The sequence below is a fragment of the Domibacillus sp. genome (assembly GCF_031181085.1).
In the GTDB taxonomy this organism is placed as follows: domain Bacteria; phylum Bacillota; class Bacilli; order Bacillales; family Domibacillaceae; genus Domibacillus.
The window spans coordinates 25,489-44,184 of the sequence record NZ_JAPSLE010000002.1 but is presented as its reverse complement, the minus strand read 5'-3'; the positions used below and the strand labels follow the sequence as shown (position 1 = coordinate 44,184).

Here is an 18,696-nt window from a genome sequence, read left to right as displayed (position 1 = left end):
AAAATCCGTTTCATTGCCGGTACAATAATACTCAACAACCCTTAAAGGAGAGTTTCATGCGTAATAAAACATTTCAAAAGATTGTTGTGTATTTAATGTTATTTGCAATGTTGATTTCAACACTTATGTTTGGCTTAACGATGTTTATGTAACAGAAGGGCGGCGCCTATGGGCTGCTCTTTTTTTCATGCCCCGGAACCGCGCTTTAATACGGAGATATCGTTCCATTTCTCTTACAAACTGCAAAAGGGCAGCACGTGCTTCGAACTCTTCGCGTGTTTTCGGTAAAGGCATTTCTTCAAATTCCCGTTTTAAATCATTTAAATGGCTTAAGTGCAGCTTGGCAGTATTGCCCGGGTGAATATTCCCTTTTACTTCTTCCATAAAGGAAGCAATCATTTCCGCCTGCTCCGGACGGTGAGAAATAGAAATCACAACTGAAATAAGCCGTTCGATAATTTCAAACTGCTTTTCACGCATCGTGAAGTACTGATAAAACAAGCTGTTATGGCGGGTAAAATGGTTTTGTACGTCTTTGTAGGAAAGCGATTTTGCCCGTTTAATCAGCTCGGCCGTTTCCGTCAGTTCTTTTCCGTCCCAAGTGTGTTCATTCGTTCGCAAGTAAGAGATAATTTCTTTGAAAATACGCTCGAACAGTTCTTCTGTCTGCTGCTGCATTTTTACAAGCTCGTTTTCTACGCTCGGCATGTAGGAATTGAGCACAAGTGCTATGCCTACTCCTATGATGACAAGAGCCATTTCATTTAAGAGAAGCGCTGCAGAAACTTCTTTTGCAGCATACATATGCAAAATAAGAACGGTGCTTGAAACAATGCCTTCCTGTACTTTAAGCGCCACGGTTGTCGGAATAAAGACGATTAAAATCAGGCCGATCACAACCGCGTGATAAGCAAGCAATTCAAAAAAAACGGCGGAATAAAAAAGAGCGAGCATCCCGGCTACAAGACGGGTCCAGGAAGCTTTTAAAGACTGCTGCTTCGTATTTTGAATACACAAAATGGCAATAATGCCGGCAGAAGCTGAGTTGTGAAGGCCGATCCATTCAGCAAGTAAAATAGACACCGCTATACCAAGAGCCGTTTTGGACGTTCGGTACCCGATTTTGATCATTACGTTCACCTCGAATTAAAGAAAGCCCTGCCGCACACGGCAGGGCTTCAGGTCATCCTTACACTTCTTCGCAGTGCTGATCGAAGAGTGATTGCAGATGTTCAACGACAGACATCGGATGATGCCCTTCAATTTCATGGCGTTCCACCATCGCTTGAATCTGTCCATCTTTTAATAAAGCAAAAGATGGAGAAGACGGCGGATAACCCGTGAAAAAGCTGCGCGCCTGAGCTGTCGCTTCTTTATCCTGCCCTGCGAACACAGTCACTAAACGATCAGGACGCTTGTCATAATGAATCGCATGCGCTGCTGCTGGACGGGCAATTCCTCCGGCACAGCCGCATACAGAATTCACCATTACAAGTGTTGTTCCTTTTTCGTTTAGAACTGCATCGACTTCCTCGGGTGTTGTAAGCTCTGAATAGCCGGCCGCTTTGATTTCATCGCGCGCCTGGCGAACAACATCATTCATAAAAAAATTAAAATTCATTCCCATGTTTTTCTCTCCTTTGTGATTAGTAGCTTAATCATAAGGGAAAAAAACGTTTATTTCAATAAAGCGGCATCTCTCTTTTACATGCCTTTAAAAATAATGTTTACTTTTTTAAAACGCGGGTAGAATAATAAGGCAACTGGATCCATACCCCTAAACTCCCTGTATTGACCGGCTGAGTGCAACTCGGCCGGTCCTTTTTTATTTATAAGCTTGAAATACTTGTTTACAAAGTGCCCGGGCGGCCTGGGCTGGCGTTACACTCCCCGCCATGGACTGCTGTTCCCAGCCATCGAGATGCTCCTTCACGTATGGATGATGGTAAAAATAGCGCTCCAGCTCATCTGCAATCAACGCATGCATCCATGTTTTTACCTGAGTACGGCGCCGCTTATCAAACGTATCCGATTTTTGTGTAACGGATTGAAAAGATTGGATCGCCTGCCAGAGCATATCCATGCCTTCGTTTTCCAAAGCGGAGCACGTATAAGCTTTGGATTTCCATCCTTCCGTATAGGGCTTTATCGCATGAAGAAACTGTTCGTATTCCTTTCTCGTTTGTTCAGCCAGCGGCTTATTCGGACCATCTGCTTTGTTGATTACAATGGCATCTGCCAGTTCCATAATCCCTTTTTTGATTCCCTGCAGGTCATCTCCGGCCCCTGTTAACACAAGCATCATAAAAAAATCAACCATATTGCGAACGATGCCTTCACTTTGGCCTACGCCAACTGTTTCTACGAGGATGATATCAAAGCCGGCGGCTTCGCATAAAAGAATGGTTTCGCGTGTTTTCCCGTGTACACCGCCAAGCGTTCCTCCGGATGGCGAAGGGCGGATAAAAGCATTTGAATGCTTCGCCAGCTCTTCCATTCTTGTTTTATCCCCTAAAATAGAACCTCCTGAAATGGAAGAACTCGGATCAATGGCCAAAACAGCAACCCGGCGGCCCTGTTCACACAGCATAAGACCAAATGATTCAATAAACGTGCTTTTTCCTGCCCCCGGCACCCCCGTTATTCCAATCCGAATCGAGTTTCCTGTATGCGGCAGCAGCAGTTGAAGCAGCTGCTCGCTATATTCAAAATGAGCCGGAGTGCTGCTTTCTATACAAGTAATCGCCTTTGCCAAATCCGTTACCGACCCGCTCCTTACTGCAGCGGCGAGTGATGCTGGCTCAGGCAGCGGACGGTTCTTTTTGCGAAACCTTTTGGGCGGCGGTACTGTCATGCCATCATGAGACGTGTTGCTTTTTTCCTCTCCTTCTTTTTGTTTACCGCTCATTCCACCACTTCCTCATACCCAAGCCGTTCATAAATTTTTTCTAAGATTACTTGAGCAGAAACAGGAATAATGGTTCCCGGCCCAAAAATAGCAGCAGCGCCATGGCTTTTTAAAAAAGCATAATCTTTTGGCGGAATCACACCGCCGACAAATACTACAATATCTTCCCGCCCGCGGTTTCTCAATTCCTCTACCAGCGCAGGCAGCAGCGTTTTATGAGCAGCAGCAAGAGAACTAAAGCCAATGGCATGAACATCATTTTCAACTGCTTGTTTGGCTGTTTCTTCTGGTGTTTGAAAAAGCGGTCCGATATCCACGTCAAAGCCTAAGTCTGCATAAGCAGAAGCAATTACCTTCGCTCCCCGGTCATGGCCGTCCTGCCCCATTTTAGCAACTAAAATCCGTGGACGCCGCCCTTCCTGTTCTTTGAATTCTGCCGTCATCTTTTGAACCGCTTCTATTTGTTCTGCATCCGAGTAATGTTCACTGTACACACCGCTCACTGTCCGGATCACCGCCTTATGCCTTCCGCTTGCTGCTTCTACAGCAGAAGAGATTTCACCGAGCGTTGCCCGAAGTCTTGCCGCTTGAACAGCCAATTCAAGCAGGTTTCCCTTACCTGATCTAACAGCTGTTGTAATCGCTTCTAGTGATTGTTTAACTTGGTGAATGTCACGGTTTTGCCGCACGTTTCTCAGCCGGTCCGTTTGTTCTAAACGGACAGCAGTATTGTCAATGTCCAAAATGTCGATCGCTTCCTCCTGTGAAAGCCGGTCCCTGTTTACGCCAATAATCACTTCTTCGCCTGAATCGATTCTTGCCTGGCGGCGGGCAGCCGCTTCCTCGATTTTAGACTTCGGAAGCCCTGTTTCTATCGCTTTTGTCATCCCGCCAAGCGTTTCAATTTCTCCAATATGGGCCCATGCACGTGTCATCAGCTCACCGGTGAGTGTTTCTACATAATACGAACCGCCCCATGGATCAATTACATTGGTAATATCTGTTTCCTCCTGTAAAAACAGCTGTGTGTTACGGGCAATCCGCGCCGAAAAATCGGTTGGAAGAGCGATGGCTTCATCAAGGGCATTCGTATGAAGGGATTGTGTATGCCCCATCGCTGCGGCATGCGCTTCAATCAACGTTCTTGTCACATTATTAAACGGGTCCTGTTCGGTTAAGCTCCAGCCGGATGTTTGCGAGTGGGCCCGCAGCATGCGCGATTTTGGATTTTTGGGGCCAAATGGCTTCATCAACTCTGCCCACATCCGCCGGGCGGCACGCATTTTCGCCACTTCCATAAAATAATTCATGCCGACTGCCCAGAAAAAGGATAGCCGGGGAGCAAAAGAATCAATGTCAATGCCGGCAGCAAGTCCTGTACGGACATACTCCAATCCGTCGGCAAGCGTATAAGCAAGCTCCAGGTCAGCCGGTGCACCGGCTTCCTGCATATGATAGCCGGAGATGGAAATCGAATTGAACTTTGGCATATGAGCCGATGTATAGCTCAAAATGTCGGTGATAATCCGCATGGAGGTTTCCGGCGGATAAATGTACGTGTTGCGCACCATATATTCCTTTAAAATATCATTTTGAATCGTGCCGGCCAGTTTTTCCTTCGCTACTCCCTGCTCTTCTGCCGAAATAATATAAAAAGCCATAATGGGCAGGACAGCGCCATTCATGGTCATAGAAACCGACATTTGATCAAGCGGTATGCCTTTGAACAATATATTGGTATCTTCTACAGAGTCAATGGCAACGCCAGCTTTGCCCACGTCCCCGACCACACGCGGATGATCGGAGTCATATCCCCGATGGGTCGGCAGATCAAACGCAACGGAAAGTCCCTTTTGCCCCATTGCTAAATTGCGCCGGTAAAACGCATTGCTTTCCTCGGCTGTTGAAAAGCCGGCATATTGGCGAATGGTCCACGGACGCGTGATGTACATGGTTGGATAAGGGCCGCGGGTAAACGGGACAATACCCGGATAATCATTTGTATGAGTAAGTCCCTCAGTCTCTTTTTCTGTGTAGAGAGCACGCAGGCGAATGGATTCGTTTGTTTGGAAGGATAGTGCGTCATACAACTGCTTGAAGCTGGCTGATGCTTGTTCCTGCTCCCGTTTTGATGACGGTTTGGACGGCCGGTTAAACGGATTTTGCTTTTTTAAATTCATGCAGGACGGCCTCCCTTAAACACGGCAAGGATTTGTGTGAGTTTTTTTACCATGTCGTCTCCAGCCGCAATCCGTCCGTCAGCCCCCTCCACTTCCTGGCTTCCGGCACTATCAATCACCGCACCGTTTGCTGCTTTTTTCAGCGAAGATGCCAGAGAGGAACCGAATTGTTCATAGGTCTCATCGGAGCCGCAAATGCAATAGTAGCTTGTTGAGTGGTTTTGGATAAACTTAACAGCTTCCTCTATTGTGCGGCATCCCTCAGAACAAATTGTTTTAATTCCTCCCGCAGACAGAACACCTGCCGCATAATCGGCCCGCTTTTGATAAGTTTTCCGTTCACCGAAACAAATCAATCCCGCTGTAAGAGACTGTCCAGTTTGTCGCAGCTTTACAGCTTCCAATCGAAGCGCTTCAAATGGCTCTGCCGTTCTTTTTGATACAACAGGCTGGATGGGTTCTCCCCGTACTGCTTTTTGTACAGCCGGCTTCTTCGGCTGCTGGACCTGCCCTCCTGGATCAGCGTAGTGATTAACCCCGATCATTTTAAATCGGAGCTTCGCTGTATCTTGTTCTTTTTTAGCGCGGACCGCTTCTATATTTTTTTGAACCGTTCCAGCCGTTAGAGCCTGCTTGATCCCGCCGGCTTCTTCGATTTCCGCAAATAAATCCCAGGCTTTTCGGCCAATTTCTTCGGTAAGTGACTCGATATAATAAGAGCCGCCTGCAGGGTCCATTACTTTGTCAAGCAGTGCCTCGTGCTTTAAAATGGACGGTATGTTGCGGGCCATCCGCTCAGCAAGCTCGGAGGAAGCTCCTTCTTTTATTTGATCAAATGGGGATACTTTTACATAATCAACATTTCCAACGACAGCAGCAAACACGGCGCTGCTTGTACGTAACAGGTTTACATGAGGATCTAGGACAGACAGCATTGATTCACTCGTTTCTACACTCAGCACCGGCTTTTGGTGGCCTTCAAGCTGATATATATCCACAAAGGCAGACCAAAGTGTGCGGAAAGCCCGGAGTTTCGCTATTTCTGTAAAAAAGCTAGTGCCGGCGGCAAAATGAAACAGCCACTTTGAGACCGTCTCCCATTCTTTTCTTTCCGCTTTTAAAAAGCAGGCCGCCTCTGAAAGCGCCAACGCGAGTTCCTGAACCGCATTCGCTCCGGCTGTATGGTAAGGAACAGTATTAACGGTAATCCTTTCTCCTTTTCGTACAGCTTGAAGAGCGGAATCTTCCGGAAAAACGCCGGCTGCAGCACCGGAAGAAATAGGGTCGATCCCGAGCTCAGTATTTGTTTCCGGAAAAGACCACATCGCTCGAAACCCTCTTGTAAACGGCTTTTCACCTGGAAAAGGTGAAAGTACGCTGCGATCTTCCTTCACATACAACGGTTTCAACTGAATTCCTTCTGCAGTTTCTGTACACAATGCCGATAAAGAAGCGCCTTTTAATGCAGCTTCTGCAGCTGCTTTCCAATCTGCCTCTGATACCGGTGGAAATAATTGATCAGCCAAGTTCCCACTCCTCTTCATTTTGTAATCGTTTACAAATAAAAAGTAAGCAATTGGATATTCTCTTTATTGTAATATAAGCATCGCTTTAGAAGCAATGCACTTTAGCCAAAACGTGAAAAAATATCAGCCGCATGCTATTCTATTACTAGCTCTACGGAGCCAATTTTAGAATTCAGGAGAGAGAGTATGAGAAAATTAATGGGTTTGCTTGGGGTTGCCGTTTTGAGTTTTGGTACTGCCGTTTCTGCAGATAGTACGCCCGGCGATACAATGGTCACGCTTGGCGAAAATTTAACACCTGCCCAAAAAGAAAAGGTGCTTGAAGAAATGAACGTATCAGCGGATGTTCAAACGATTACGGTATCCAACGCGGAGGAACACAAATATTTAGGTGAATATATTCCAAAAGCCCAAATTGGGACAAAAGCCATCTCATCAAGCAAAATTACAACGACGGAATCTGGTTCCGGATTAAATGTAGAAACCCAAAACATTTCATGGGTATCGAAAGAAATGTACACCAATGCCTTATCTACTGCGAGTGTAAAAGATGCTGATATTTTCATTACAGCCCCGTTTGAGGTGTCCGGTACAGCTGCTCTAACCGGCATTATTAAAGCCTATGAAACGACGACTGGTGAAAAAATTCCCGAAGAACAAAAACAAGTAGCCAATGAAGAAATGGTAACAACAGCTAAGCTTGGTGAGGACATCGGACAGGAAGATGCCACTCAGCTGATTGAGCGAATTAAAGAAGAAGTGGCCGCTCAGAACCCACAAACGCTTCAGGAAATTAAAGTGATTGTCAATAATATTTCCAACGAGCTTAATATTACGCTGACCGACGCACAGACAGACCAGCTTGCTGGTTTATTCAATAAGATGAAAGATTTAAATATCAACTGGGATCAAGTAAACTCCCAAATTGATAAAGCAAAAGAACAGTGGGACAGCTTTAAAAATTCAGAAGAAGGACAAGGCTTTCTACAGTCCATTATCGATTTCCTTCAATCGATCGTCGACAGCATTGCCGGCTTGTTTAAGTAAAAAAACAGCTTCTCCCAAATAGGAGAAGCTGTTTTTTTAATAAATCGGCATTGTATCTTCTGAAGCCGTCTCTAACAATTCTTTCACACGCTGCATAAACCGCCCGCATACAAGCCCGTCAAGCACGCGATGGTCGAGTGACAAGCACAGGTTCACCATATCCCGCACCGCGATCATACCATCAATAATTACAGGACGCTTTACAATCGATTCTACCTGTAAAATAGCCGCCTGCGGATAATTGATAATGCCCATTGACTGAACAGATCCGAACGAGCCTGTATTGTTTACCGTAAAAGTACCGGCGCTGACGTCTTCCGTTGTCAGTGTACCGCTGCGCGCTTTTTTGGCCAAGTCATTTACATCTCTGGCAATGCCTTTGACGGTTTTCTCATCCGCATGCTTCACAACCGGTACAAACAGCTTGTCGTCTGCTGCGACGGCAATCGAGATATTAATATCCTTTTTGCGGATAATGTGGTCGCCCGCCCACATGGCGTTCATTTCCGGAAACTCTTTTAACGCACGCGCGACTGCTTTCACAAAAAAAGCAAAATATGTTACGTTGTACCCTTCCGCTTCTTTGAATGATGTTTTAATGGAATCCCGGTAACGCACAAGGCTTGTAACATCCACTTCTACCATCATCCACGCATGAGGCACTTCCTGCTTTGTTTTCACCATATTGGCTGCAACCGTCTGCTTAATGCCATCGATTGGCACAATAATATCGCCTGTTTGCGTTTCAAATGATTTCTTTGTTTCAGCGGCCGGAGCGCTGGCAGCAGTGCTGGACGCTGCCGTTGGCGGCACAACGCTTTTTACTCCGCTGTCGATGACTGCCTGCACATCTTTACGGGTAATGCGGCCGCCTCTTCCGCTTCCTTTGATTTCTTTTAAATCGATGCCATGAAGCTGCGAGAGCTTTAATACTGCCGGTGAATATCGGCTGCTTTGATCAGCGGCTGATTGAGCAGATGTTTCACCTTTTACAAATGTTTGAGCTTCGGGCTGCTTTTCTGGCTCTTTTGTGGCTGCTTCTGTTTCAATGGTGCAGATCACTTCGCCAACAGCCATTTTTTCATCTTCTTTTGCTACAATTTCACTAATGACTCCGGCGAAAGAAGACGGAATATCAGCTGTTACTTTATCGGTCAGCACTTCAGCGATCGGGTCATATTTATTCACATAATCTCCCGGTGCAACAAGCCATTTGGTAATGGTCCCTTCTGTTACACTTTCGCCGAGTTTAGGCATTTTCATTTCTTGAATTGCCATGGTGCGCCTCCTCTTTCTTATTAAAATTCAGCGAGATCACGCATTGCTTTCTCTACTTTTTGGGGATTTACTAAAAAATGCTTTTCTAAAGGTGCTGCATATGGCGTAGCCGGCACTTCAGGCCCAGCCAGACGCGCAATTGGAGCATCCAGATCAAACAAGCAGTGTTCGGCAATAATCGCCGCTGCCTCACTGATTACACTGCCTTCCTTATTGTCTTCTGTAATCAAAAGTACTTTCCCTGTTTTGGAGGCAGATTGAATAATTGTTTCCTGGTCAAGAGGATAAACCGTCCGAAGATCGACTACTTCTGCACTGATGCCTTCCCCTGCCAGCTTTTCGGCCGCCTGCAGAGCATAGTGAACGCAAAGACCATACGTAATCACGGTAATGTCTTCTCCTTCACGCTTTACGTCCGCTTTGCCGATTGGAAGTACATAGTCATCGTCCGGTACTTCCCCTTTAATGGAACGGTACGCTTTTTTATGTTCAAAAAACAATACCGGATCTTCATCGCGGACAGCGGCTTTTAAAAGTCCTTTTGCGTCATACGGTGTAGATGGAATTACAATTTTCAGCCCCGGCTGGTTGGCAAAAACAGCTTCTACTGACTGAGAATGATATAATCCCCCTTGAATGCCGGCTCCATACGGCGCCCGAATGACAATCGGGCAGTGCCAGTCATTATTGGACCGATACCGGATCCGCGCAGCTTCTGAAATAATTTGGTTCACTGCCGGCATAATAAAATCGGCAAACTGCATTTCAGCGATGGGCCGTTTTCCAACCATGGCCGCACCGATGGCCACACCGGCAATCGCCGATTCAGCAAGAGGCGTATCAAGCACCCGGTCTTCTCCAAACTGTTCATAAAGCCCGGCTGTTGCTTTGAAAACACCGCCTTTTTTCCCGACATCTTCACCGAGGATAAATACGTTCGGATCACGTTCCATTTCTTCGCGCATCGCCATGGTCACTGCTTCGATATACGAAATAACAGCCATTATTTTTCCGCCTCTCTTTCTTCTTCGGCGTAAACAAATTGAAGAACCGATTCTGGATTCGCAAAAGGTGCTTCTTCCGCGTACTCCGTTGCATCGTTAATGACGGCAGCAATTTCTTTTTCAAGCTGCTCTTCACGCTCGTCACTTAAAAGACCTGCTTCTTTTACGTATAGCCGGAAGGAGTGAAGCGGATCTTCTTTTTTCGCGCTTTCCACTTCTTCTACTGTCCGGTACGAACGGTCATCATCATCAGATGTGTGCGGCGTCAACCGGTATGTGAGTGCTTCAATTAACGTCGGTCCCTCGCCGCGCCGTGCACGGTCGGCGGCTTCTTTTACGCACTTGTACACTTCGATCGGATCATTTCCGTCAATCGTATAGCCCGGCATCCCGTACCCTGCTGCCCGGTCTGATACGCGGGCTGCAATTTGCTTGTTTAACGGTACAGAAATAGCATACTGGTTGTTTTCACACATAAAAATAACCGGCAGCTTGTGCACGCCCGCAAAGTTTGCTCCTTCATGGAAATCGCCTTGATTGGAAGACCCCTCTCCGAACGTCACAAATGAAACGATCGGTTTTCGATCCATTTTCGCTGCAAGCGCGATGCCGACAGCATGCGGCACCTGGGTCGTTACGGGGGATGATCCTGTCACAATCCGGTTTTTCCGTTGTCCGAAGTGTCCTGGCAGCTGGCGCCCTCCGGAGTTTGGATCTTCTGCTTTCGCAAAAGCAGAAAGCATCAGGTCGCGAACCGTCATGCCAAAAGCAAGTACGACCCCGTAATCACGGTAATAAGGTAATATGTAGTCCTCTTTTCTATTTAACGCATAAGCAGCACCGACCTGCGCCGCCTCCTGGCCCTGACCCGATACGACAAATGGAATTTTTCCCGACCGGTTTAAAAGCCACATTCTTTCATCGAGACGGCGTGTAAGGAGCATTGTTTCATACATGCCGATTACATCCTGATCGGTTAACCCTGCTTGTTTATGTTTAGATTCCATTTTTTCCGCTCCCTTCAAAAGTGAATCGCTTTTCCATCCAGCATTAGAGCTGCTTCTCCTATCGCTTCCGATAAAGCAGGATGCGGATGAATGGCTGCGCCAAGCTCCCAGCCGGATGCATCGAGCAGCTGGGCCAATGCAGCTTCTGAAATCAGCTCGGTTGCATGCGGTCCAATTACATGAACTCCTAGTATATCATCCGTTTTAGCATCTGCCACTATTTTTACAAATCCTTCTGTTTCGCCATATACAAGAGCTTTCCCATTCGCTTGAAATGGAAATACGCCTGTTTTAATTTTTGTTCTTTCAAGAGCAGCCTGCTCTTCCGTCATGCCGATACTGGCCGCTTCTGGATGTGAGTAAATACAACGCGGAACAGCCGAATAATCAACGGGGTCTGCCGCTTTTCCTATCATATGTTCAACGGCTGTGATTCCTTCGTAAGAAGCTACATGTGCCAGCTGCAGCCCTCCCGTTACATCACCCACCGCATAAATGTGCGATTCATTTGTCTGCATCCACTCGTTCACTTGGATCACGCCGTTTTCAACCTTAATGTCCGTGTTTTCAAGTCCAAGCTGTTCCGTGTTTGCTGTACGACCGGCGGCAACAAGTACTTTCTCTGCCGAAAAGGTTTCGTCTGCTTCTGTTTGAATCGAAACAGCACCCGAATTTTTTTGCAGCGTATCTGCTTTCACTTTTGCATTTACGATAATTTGAACGCCTCTTTTTGAAAGCTGGCGTGCCATTTCGGCCGAAACTGCTTTATCCTCAGACGGCAAAATCCGGTCTCCGTATTCAAGAATGGTGACCCTGCTGCCAAAGTCAACAAGCATAGATGCCCATTCTACTCCAATCACACCGCCGCCTACAATGATAATCGACGCCGGGATCTCTTTCATCTCAAGTGCTTCGTCCGAAGACAAAACGATTTCGCCATCCGGCTGAAGGCCCGGAAGATGCTTTGGACGCGATCCTGTTGCGATAATGACGTTCCGTGGTACGAGCATTGCATTTTCTGTTCCATCATTCATTTCAACCGAAACCGTTCCGGCCATCGGTGAAAATAAAGATGGACCCAGCAGGCGCCCCGTCCCTTCATAAAGGTCAATTTCCCCTCGTTTTAAAAGGGACTTTACACCGTTATATAATGTATGTACAATTTCTTCTTTTCTTTCCTGTACCCGCTCAAAATGAACAACTGGACTGCCGGCTTCTATACCAAACGATGCAGCCTCTTTTACTGTCCGCTGAACGTCTGCACTTCTCAGCAGCGCTTTTGTTGGAATACAGCCTTTGTGCAGACAAGTACCGCCTACTTTCCCTTTTTCAACCAGGGCTGTTTTTAACCCAAGCTGAGCTGCACGAATGGCTGCCGTGTATCCACCGGTTCCTCCGCCTAGAATGACAAGATCATATGTTATTGTCATGTACTTCGCTCCTTATTTATAATTCCTTTATCATTTTATACGGTTTTTAAAACTATGTCATGTAATAAACCAAATTTTATTTGTTTTTTCACTCTTTATCCTGTTCTTGACAAATAAAGCGTTTGCGCTATGATGTGGAAAAGAAGAATCTTGAAAGAAGGGGTTCACATGATCCGGATTATTGCACTGCTTATTTTAGTCATTCCCGGCTTTTTGGCCGGCGTCGGAATTAAATGGATGCGGGATATGCTTTTTGGCATTTTGCAGCCCCCTTTTCCTGCATTATGGATGCAATTTATAGCCGGTTTCCTTCTTTTTGTTGGCGGTCTTGGCTTTGTTGCCGGATTTATTTTTAGACGGGACCGCAAATACAACAAGGTGCAGGCAAAATTCCAAGAAAAAAAATAAAAGCAGTTCCTTCCCGAGGACTGCTTTTTGTCTGTTCATATTTTTTCTTCGCATCATCGCTGAGGCATTCTATAAACAAAGAAAACTGCACTCATAAAGAATGCAGTTTGAGACTGTCGACAAAGGGTTAGTCTTTTTTTATGAAAGTTTTCACCGCTGAAAACGGGCAGGAGATTTTTTGAGAAACATTGCTTCTTAAAAAGAGCCGATAGGGGAAGCCCGCTGGACTGCGCGGACCTTAGGTCAGTGCAGTCCGGCCGGCTCCCCCATTTGGTTCGAAAAATCAGCAAAAAGCGCATCTCCGCCTGCACTTTTACTGCTTTGGTGATAGGGCAAGTGTACCTATTAAGCTGTGCAGTCTTTTGTTTAACCGCACAGGCGGCGGGTGTGCGGCGAAGACTCCTATGGGACAAGCGAGCCGGCTGGGCAGCTTGGGCAGCTGTGCTGCAAAGACGGGCTCAGCGCCAGCGAAGCCGCGCATCCGCCGCCTTATCGACTCTCATCCCAACCATTCGAACGTCTTACATGAAAAAGAAACGAAAGAGATCTTTTGACAAAAGATTTTATTTGTCTACAATCTGAAACTGCACTCATAAAGAGTGCAGTTTCAAGGGGAGACATTTACTTCTGTTGTTGAAAACAACCCTCCTGCTTCGCTAATTCGAACGCTTCTTCTGCTGTTTGAACACGGAGCCTGTTCCAGCGGGCGGCTATTTTATAAACGTCCCTATAATTTATGTGTTTGCTCATTTTACATTTTGCACAGTATAACAGAACGTTTTTTACTTCTTCGGGCAAGCGGTACAACCGCAGCTTCCCAATCGCCCTCAGGTCCGTTCCTAATACTTTTCCGTCAGACAGCTCTTGAACTAATTGAGCTGTGCTGACTTCTCTGACATATGTGATGATTTTGCGTTCGTCTTCTGTCATTCGGCTGCATAACCCCTTTTGAAAGATACTGGAGGGTCTAACGGTCAGCGTCAGTTTTATTGGCAGAATTTCATTTCAGCCAAACAAGCCGGAGCTGTTCCGTAAATATTGCAGCCATTGATACGAGCGAATGGAGAAAAAATAAGTGAAGCTTCACGCCTCCCCAAAAGCATTTGACAGCTTTGGTCGTTTTGATCCATCAAAGCGGCTTGTACTGTGTACCGGCTTGCTTGACGTTATCTGACCGAAAGCTCCATGTATTACTATTTCCGTCATGCACTCTTTTTAAACCTTTCTATGAAAGAGAGGCTTCTTCCGCTTATGCTTTACCTCCTTTAACGCTTCTCCTGTCGGCAGTACAATCTTTTTTATACAAGTGTTTATATTGTGAATTTTTCATATTATGAACTGTGTACAAACTAGGCTCACCTATAGCGAAAAAAGCGCCTCTTTAAACAAAGTGGACACTTTTTTTGAGAACGCTCCTATAGGTAACCAAGCTCTTTTGCCACAGTCTCGTTAAAGTTTTGATGAACAAATTGCCTTTCCTGAATAGGGCTCATGATTCCGTATGCTTTGCCTTCTGTTCCATCTTGAAGTGTCCATAAATAATTATGATCCTGGACAATTTCTGTAAAATTGCCCGCCTGCCATTTTTGAAGTATGTCAAGAAGAAGCTTCTTTTCTTTATACTCCTCTTTTTCTACAATTGAAATAACTTCCTTGATAGTAGAAGGTGTCATGGGCACGGCTCCCCATTTTTCATCAGCTGCTACTTTTTGATGCGTCATTTTATGCATAACAGAAATAACTTTTTCTTCATCGTCACCCTTTTTTAAATAGGCTGTATTTTGAACACCAACAATTTTCTTATCGTTCCGGCCATTCAGCTTTTCTTGTTGAGTTGCTTTTGTATTATTCATTTCTATTAATACATAAGTCCCCAGCCCGGCAATGAGAAGAGTGATACAAACAACGAGGGTCCATCCAATGATCTTCTTCATTTTCCCAGCTCCAATCTATAAAACAACTTTATCATAAAACTGGAGGGTATTTACTGGGTTTTGGAAAAAGTTTCTTCAAGAGTTAATTTATCTTTTTTAATCATTCTGCCGATCTTTCTTTTCCCGCTTTAACCAAACAGGCAAAGTTCGTTTCTTTTATTGCTTTTTGTCATAAAAAAGGGCATGATTAAAAAATTCTTCGGTCCACGCTCTTGAATGAGTGTTTTTATTTTATCTTTTTGGATAGTTCTCGCTTTCGCCGTCAAAAATAAAAAAAAACAGGTTTAAAGGAGCTGGGACGATGTCTGGAAGGGGCCATAAAGGACTTGGGATTAGCAGCGATAAAATACTGATTTACATGCTGTATGCTGTCGTTTTGATTGTTATGCTGCAGCATATCGAAGTGTTCATTGGCTATACCATACTCGTCGCTCTGTTAGCGATCCCGTATTTTTTGCTGCGCTGGTATACAAAAGATAAGAAAAAACAACAATTCCTTCAATCAGGATTAAACGAACTTGACAGTATGGATACCGTTCAATTTAAAGAATATGTGGGTGCCTTGTTTGAAAGCAGAGGGTACGCCATTGAGTATACGCCGAAATTAGGTGATTATGGGACTGATTTCATTTTACGCGAGGGAAACTACAGTATCGCTGTGCAGGCAAAACGGTACAATGGCTCAGCCGGTGTCAAAGCCGTGCAAGAAGCGAGCTGCGGCAAAGCGTACTATAAAACAAATGAAGTCTGGGCTGTCACCAACCATGCATTTACTAAAAATGCGTATCATTGTGCAGAGAGACTAAACGTAAAACTAATCGACCGCAATGATTTGATTGGGCTGCTCTCTGAAAGCAGCGTTATAGCTAAACCGCAGGAAACCCGGCCAACGTAAGAATAGCAAACGCCTGGATTTTCAATTTATTGTATGCCGGATGGGGGGCTTTTTTAATATAAAAGAGGATGATGGAGACGAGGAAGAGGATAATAAGTAAAAAAGAAAAAAGCACCTTTTTACGGCGCTCATTGGCATTATTTAATTGCCGTATCAGCTCTTTAAAAGTGGTTCTATGGCTGGGTGCGCCTCTAATTGCTGCTGTCTTTGCCCCGGCTGGCTGCCTTTATACACCCAGCCGCCCTCTTCTTTTTCCCATGTTTCAAGGTAAAGTTCATAAGGCTCATACAGCTTGTTGCTTTCTTTTCTAAAGCCCGCTTTTGCTGTTATTTTATCATGCGAGTCGTTTAATTTAGACCAGTATACTCTCTTCAGCATGATTTTTCGCCTTCTTTCGCTCCTGATATTTTACCCCGCTTTTGCGAACTCTGCTTTACCCTAAATTTATGTTTTAAATTTGAACTCATACCCATCAGCTTTAAAACCAGTGTAATTTTTTGCTTATTCAGCTGTGACTGCCTTTTTTAATTCATCCAAATCATTACCGTTATTGTAAATGTCAATGTAAGACAGTGTATTCTTGATGCCATTTAGCGCCAGAAATGTCGTGTGTCCCGGCTTCTCCTTTAAGAAAACGTAAGAAAACGGCTTTATGCGCCTGCAAACTGTCGATATGCGCAACGCTGATACGCTTCTGTCCTGTTGATTTGACGACATTATCTACGTCGCCAAACAGCGCTTCTAACTTCCCAATTTGTCCGTCCATTTCCTTCGTCCTTTCTTTTTGTGTGAGACAAAAAAAGAGCCGCCCGCGTGGGGCCGCCCGTTATTTCTTTTCATCATTGGTTCCTGATGGGTTGTTGATGATACCCGCCAGTACTGCGATCGTTAGCAAGGTATCTACGTAAGTATCGTACCTTTCCGATGGGATCATTATACCAAAATCCTGCAGCACCATGCCGACAAGCGCCGCAACTGCGATCCACAATCCGTAGCTTTTCCACCGTTGTTTCATGCCCCAGCCCTCCTTCCGCACTTTCGGATTCCGGCTGAACATGCCCCACTTCCACAACTGCGTCTGAGCTGGACATGCCGGTCATTACAAGATATTCGCCCTGTGTTGAGTCTACGACTGTTTGCCGCTCGTTAATTACTGAATGCTGCGAAGTATTTCTCTTTTGACAATTTGTACCGTCCGATACTTTCCAGCGTTTTTTCTGACGCCGGCAATACGGAGGTTTATCACATGGCAGTTCGTGCGCCCATCGCTGTGATTCCCAAGAAAACAGCCGTGGTTCAAACGCACGGATTATTTACTCTGCTTTTGCTGTCAAGTCAATGTAGCTGCGCGGTTTATTCGCATACTGCGTGCATTCTGGCCGGATGATTCGATCAAGCGCCTGCATCTGAATCGATTCGCTGCGGAATAATGGACGGCAGATCGCACCTTCTAAGTAACCCATAATTTCACGAGCCTTGCGTTGCTCATCCATTAACGATTTTTCTGAAATCTTTTGATACGTATTTCTTAGCGCTTGTTTTACCTGCGGAATATTATCGGCTTCACTAATAACAGTCGAAGCCATTTCCGCATGTGTCGGACCCCTTTGAGTAGTCTTACGCGAGTATGCCCGGTGCCTTTTACTTTTTTCATGCTGAAAGTCCTTGCGCTGTTCCCAACGGCAAAGCGGCATACGGGATACGCCGACGAGCTCCGTAATTTCTGAACGGTTTAGCCAGCGGTTACGGTCACGTTTTTGGTCATAATACGGCTTCATAATTAACTCCATCGCAAGGTAATGTCGTTCATCCAGTGGCGGCACCTGCGAAGGCTGTTTGCTGTGTTTTTTCTTACGTTTTGTCATCCCGTTTAATACCTTCAGTTTAAATTATTGTTCTCTTTCATAGAAAAAGATTATTAGAGGTGACAACCGCTCAATCCAATATGGATCTCTGTTCATACCATATAACATAGATTCAATTATTATAGATTAATTCCGAGAAATTGATTTATATAATTGTTTCGCTACTTTTCAGTAAAAGAGGTGAAATAGTATGGGATTTTTCGGCGGTTACGGCGGCGGTTACGGCGGATATGAATGCTGTGGCGGTTCTAACGGCGGTTACGGCGACGGTTTTGCGCTAATTGTAGTATTGTTCATTCTTCTTATCATCATTGGCGCTTCATTCAAAAAGAGCTACGGCGGCGACTGTTAATTTAAGTGATTTAATACCATTTCAGCGACTCCCACTTTCAGAGTTATCAAGCACTTAGAAATGGCGTTTTATTGTGCGTCACTTCCGAATTTTTGCCGTGGAGCCCTCTGCGGTCTTTCTTTAGGCACAGCGTCTGTCACGGGGTTATTTCCCAATTATTCTCTTTACTGTTTATTTTTCTAGCTAAGCGGTTAACGGCAAGCATGATCTCGCAAACCACTTACACTCATTACTCTCTTATTGGCTACGGAGTCGCGTCCGTGGCTTTTTTTTCGCGTATGTTGGTTTAACTTTTACTAAAGTGGGTAAAGAAGTAATAGTGGTGACCCACCACTTCCTAATGTTCGACTCATTCTTGTACATAACAACCCCAACCCTTTGCTGCGGATCTTTTCCGCGGCCTTTTTTTGTTTATATCGCTGGACAGCGGTATCTGTAAAGCAGTGTCCCCCACATCGCCACTAATCTCCGTTCGAATAGTTATTGCCGCAGACTGATCCCCCGCGACTTTTTTGTGCGTTATTCACCAAACCGGCAGCAGTTCCATTAATAGCACGGATTTCTGCGCAATCACCTTACGGATATAGCGGTCCAGCATCCGACTATCCCGTTAAAGAAGCCTGGCAAGTTGCGAATACGCCGGCTTTTTGTTGACATGACACCGACATACAATGCGCTTATAGCAATGTTTCCAATATCTTCCTTGCCGTAAGTAAGCGGCTAGAGTGGCAGGCTGCCCTTTGTAGACGCCATACAGACGGCTGATTAACGATTGGTCTTTGCCGATTGTTGAAGAAATGAAATTTTTAAAACGTCCGTAGATTGAAGTCGGCGCCGCAGGCTGACACGTATTAGTATTAAT

General features: G+C 45.4%; 20 protein-coding genes. 5 read left to right on the top strand and 15 right to left on the bottom strand.

The window, feature by feature from the left end; genetic code table 11:
* Window positions 1-56: 56 nt before the first annotated feature.
* The gene (gene prli42 / locus RIN81_RS15765; protein ID WP_242233548.1) at window positions 57-152 is read left to right on the top strand and encodes a stressosome-associated protein Prli42; all 96 of its coding nucleotides are present in this window, start codon (window positions 57-59) and stop codon (window positions 150-152) included.
* On the opposite strand, the gene RIN81_RS03905 is transcribed toward prli42, so the two are convergent.
* The 5 genes from RIN81_RS03905 to RIN81_RS03885 all read right to left on the bottom strand — a co-directional run bounded on the left by RIN81_RS03905 (window position 145) and on the right by RIN81_RS03885 (window position 6,614).
* The gene (locus RIN81_RS03905; RefSeq protein ID WP_309087609.1) at window positions 145-1,131 is read right to left on the bottom strand and encodes an aromatic acid exporter family protein; all 987 of its coding nucleotides are present in this window, start codon (window positions 1,129-1,131) and stop codon (window positions 145-147) included. The two genes, prli42 and RIN81_RS03905, sit on opposite strands and share 8 nt — an antisense overlap.
* Window positions 1,132-1,189: 58 nt before the next feature.
* Complete coding sequence (locus RIN81_RS03900) at window positions 1,190-1,627, bottom strand: BrxA/BrxB family bacilliredoxin (protein ID WP_309087607.1); 438 nt, start codon at window positions 1,625-1,627, stop codon at window positions 1,190-1,192.
* Window positions 1,628-1,825: 198 nt separating this feature from the next.
* Complete coding sequence (meaB, locus tag RIN81_RS03895; protein WP_309087605.1) at window positions 1,826-2,908, bottom strand: methylmalonyl Co-A mutase-associated GTPase MeaB; 1,083 nt, start codon at window positions 2,906-2,908, stop codon at window positions 1,826-1,828.
* Window positions 2,905-5,088: a methylmalonyl-CoA mutase gene (gene scpA / locus RIN81_RS03890; RefSeq protein WP_309087603.1), complete on the bottom strand. Its 2,184-nt coding sequence runs from the start codon at window positions 5,086-5,088 to the stop codon at window positions 2,905-2,907. Before scpA ends, meaB begins: the two co-directional genes overlap by 4 nt.
* A complete protein-coding gene (locus tag RIN81_RS03885; RefSeq protein ID WP_309087601.1) occupies window positions 5,085-6,614 on the bottom strand; it encodes a methylmalonyl-CoA mutase family protein in 1,530 nt (509 codons plus the stop codon). The genes scpA and RIN81_RS03885 overlap by 4 nt, the downstream gene beginning before the upstream one ends.
* 186 nt (window positions 6,615-6,800) lie before the next feature.
* Between RIN81_RS03885 and RIN81_RS03880 the strand changes: the two genes are divergently transcribed.
* The gene (locus RIN81_RS03880; RefSeq protein ID WP_309087599.1) at window positions 6,801-7,661 is read left to right on the top strand and encodes a DUF1002 domain-containing protein; all 861 of its coding nucleotides are present in this window, start codon (window positions 6,801-6,803) and stop codon (window positions 7,659-7,661) included.
* 36 nt (window positions 7,662-7,697) lie between these two features.
* Here the strand turns inward: RIN81_RS03880 and RIN81_RS03875 are convergent, their stop codons facing one another.
* From RIN81_RS03875 to lpdA, 4 genes are read right to left on the bottom strand one after another with little or no spacing between them, the layout of a single operon-like run.
* Window positions 7,698-8,939: a dihydrolipoamide acetyltransferase family protein gene (locus tag RIN81_RS03875; protein WP_309087597.1), complete on the bottom strand. Its 1,242-nt coding sequence runs from the start codon at window positions 8,937-8,939 to the stop codon at window positions 7,698-7,700.
* Window positions 8,940-8,959: 20 nt separating this feature from the next.
* Window positions 8,960-9,943, bottom strand: coding sequence for an alpha-ketoacid dehydrogenase subunit beta (locus RIN81_RS03870; protein WP_309087595.1), 984 nt, complete (start codon window positions 9,941-9,943; stop codon window positions 8,960-8,962).
* A complete protein-coding gene (locus RIN81_RS03865) occupies window positions 9,943-10,950 on the bottom strand; it encodes a thiamine pyrophosphate-dependent dehydrogenase E1 component subunit alpha (protein WP_309087593.1) in 1,008 nt (335 codons plus the stop codon). The genes RIN81_RS03870 and RIN81_RS03865 overlap by 1 nt, the downstream gene beginning before the upstream one ends.
* 14 nt (window positions 10,951-10,964) lie before the next feature.
* Window positions 10,965-12,380 (bottom strand): dihydrolipoyl dehydrogenase, encoded by a 1,416-nt coding sequence (gene lpdA, locus RIN81_RS03860; RefSeq protein ID WP_309087591.1) that lies wholly within the window; start codon window positions 12,378-12,380, stop codon window positions 10,965-10,967.
* Between the two features lie 168 nt (window positions 12,381-12,548).
* Here lpdA and RIN81_RS03855 point away from each other — a divergent pair, with 168 nt between their 5' ends.
* Window positions 12,549-12,788, top strand: a complete 240-nt coding sequence (locus tag RIN81_RS03855) for a DUF2627 domain-containing protein (RefSeq protein WP_309087589.1) — start codon at window positions 12,549-12,551, stop codon at window positions 12,786-12,788.
* A 621-nt stretch (window positions 12,789-13,409) separates the two neighbouring features.
* Here RIN81_RS03855 and RIN81_RS03850 read toward each other — a convergent pair.
* The gene (locus RIN81_RS03850; RefSeq protein ID WP_309087587.1) at window positions 13,410-13,718 is read right to left on the bottom strand and encodes a replication initiation and membrane attachment family protein; all 309 of its coding nucleotides are present in this window, start codon (window positions 13,716-13,718) and stop codon (window positions 13,410-13,412) included.
* Between the two features lie 485 nt (window positions 13,719-14,203).
* Window positions 14,204-14,722: a DUF6241 domain-containing protein gene (locus RIN81_RS03845; RefSeq protein ID WP_309087585.1), complete on the bottom strand. Its 519-nt coding sequence runs from the start codon at window positions 14,720-14,722 to the stop codon at window positions 14,204-14,206.
* 301 nt (window positions 14,723-15,023) lie between these two features.
* Between RIN81_RS03845 and RIN81_RS03840 the strand changes: the two genes are divergently transcribed.
* Window positions 15,024-15,617, top strand: coding sequence for a restriction endonuclease (locus RIN81_RS03840; RefSeq protein ID WP_309087583.1), 594 nt, complete (start codon window positions 15,024-15,026; stop codon window positions 15,615-15,617).
* 153 nt (window positions 15,618-15,770) lie between these two features.
* Here RIN81_RS03840 and RIN81_RS03835 read toward each other — a convergent pair whose 3' ends face one another.
* The 4 genes from RIN81_RS03835 to RIN81_RS03820 all read right to left on the bottom strand — a co-directional run bounded on the left by RIN81_RS03835 (window position 15,771) and on the right by RIN81_RS03820 (window position 17,482).
* The gene (locus tag RIN81_RS03835) at window positions 15,771-15,995 is read right to left on the bottom strand and encodes a hypothetical protein (protein ID WP_309087581.1); all 225 of its coding nucleotides are present in this window, start codon (window positions 15,993-15,995) and stop codon (window positions 15,771-15,773) included.
* A gap of 181 nt (window positions 15,996-16,176) precedes the next feature.
* Complete coding sequence (locus tag RIN81_RS03830) at window positions 16,177-16,383, bottom strand: hypothetical protein (RefSeq protein ID WP_309087579.1); 207 nt, start codon at window positions 16,381-16,383, stop codon at window positions 16,177-16,179.
* Window positions 16,384-16,443: 60 nt separating this feature from the next.
* Window positions 16,444-16,632 (bottom strand): holin, encoded by a 189-nt coding sequence (locus RIN81_RS03825; RefSeq protein WP_309087577.1) that lies wholly within the window; start codon window positions 16,630-16,632, stop codon window positions 16,444-16,446.
* Between the two features lie 298 nt (window positions 16,633-16,930).
* Window positions 16,931-17,482: a hypothetical protein gene (locus RIN81_RS03820; protein WP_309087575.1), complete on the bottom strand. Its 552-nt coding sequence runs from the start codon at window positions 17,480-17,482 to the stop codon at window positions 16,931-16,933.
* Between the two features lie 190 nt (window positions 17,483-17,672).
* Here RIN81_RS03820 and RIN81_RS03815 point away from each other — a divergent pair, with 190 nt between their 5' ends.
* A complete protein-coding gene (locus tag RIN81_RS03815) occupies window positions 17,673-17,834 on the top strand; it encodes a YjcZ family sporulation protein (RefSeq protein ID WP_309087573.1) in 162 nt (53 codons plus the stop codon).
* The last annotated feature ends 862 nt before the right edge of the window (window positions 17,835-18,696 follow it).

Coding starts and splice junctions, on each gene's coding strand:
- prli42 (WP_242233548.1), top strand. CDS start 57: ATGCGTAATAAAACATTTCAAAAGATTGTTGTGTATTTAATGTTATTT.
- RIN81_RS03905 (WP_309087609.1), bottom strand. CDS start 1,131: ATGATCAAAATCGGGTACCGAACGTCCAAAACGGCTCTTGGTATAGCG.
- RIN81_RS03900 (WP_309087607.1), bottom strand. CDS start 1,627: ATGGGAATGAATTTTAATTTTTTTATGAATGATGTTGTTCGCCAGGCG.
- meaB (WP_309087605.1), bottom strand. CDS start 2,908: ATGAGCGGTAAACAAAAAGAAGGAGAGGAAAAAAGCAACACGTCTCAT.
- scpA (WP_309087603.1), bottom strand. CDS start 5,088: ATGAATTTAAAAAAGCAAAATCCGTTTAACCGGCCGTCCAAACCGTCA.
- RIN81_RS03880 (WP_309087599.1), top strand. CDS start 6,801: ATGAGAAAATTAATGGGTTTGCTTGGGGTTGCCGTTTTGAGTTTTGGT.
- RIN81_RS03875 (WP_309087597.1), bottom strand. CDS start 8,939: ATGGCAATTCAAGAAATGAAAATGCCTAAACTCGGCGAAAGTGTAACA.
- RIN81_RS03870 (WP_309087595.1), bottom strand. CDS start 9,943: ATGGCTGTTATTTCGTATATCGAAGCAGTGACCATGGCGATGCGCGAA.
- RIN81_RS03865 (WP_309087593.1), bottom strand. CDS start 10,950: ATGGAATCTAAACATAAACAAGCAGGGTTAACCGATCAGGATGTAATC.
- lpdA (WP_309087591.1), bottom strand. CDS start 12,380: ATGACAATAACATATGATCTTGTCATTCTAGGCGGAGGAACCGGTGGA.
- RIN81_RS03855 (WP_309087589.1), top strand. CDS start 12,549: ATGATCCGGATTATTGCACTGCTTATTTTAGTCATTCCCGGCTTTTTG.
- RIN81_RS03850 (WP_309087587.1), bottom strand. CDS start 13,718: ATGACAGAAGACGAACGCAAAATCATCACATATGTCAGAGAAGTCAGC.
- RIN81_RS03845 (WP_309087585.1), bottom strand. CDS start 14,722: ATGAAGAAGATCATTGGATGGACCCTCGTTGTTTGTATCACTCTTCTC.
- RIN81_RS03840 (WP_309087583.1), top strand. CDS start 15,024: ATGTCTGGAAGGGGCCATAAAGGACTTGGGATTAGCAGCGATAAAATA.
- RIN81_RS03835 (WP_309087581.1), bottom strand. CDS start 15,995: ATGCTGAAGAGAGTATACTGGTCTAAATTAAACGACTCGCATGATAAA.
- RIN81_RS03830 (WP_309087579.1), bottom strand. CDS start 16,383: ATGGACGGACAAATTGGGAAGTTAGAAGCGCTGTTTGGCGACGTAGAT.
- RIN81_RS03825 (WP_309087577.1), bottom strand. CDS start 16,632: ATGAAACAACGGTGGAAAAGCTACGGATTGTGGATCGCAGTTGCGGCG.
- RIN81_RS03820 (WP_309087575.1), bottom strand. CDS start 17,482: ATGACAAAACGTAAGAAAAAACACAGCAAACAGCCTTCGCAGGTGCCG.
- RIN81_RS03815 (WP_309087573.1), top strand. CDS start 17,673: ATGGGATTTTTCGGCGGTTACGGCGGCGGTTACGGCGGATATGAATGC.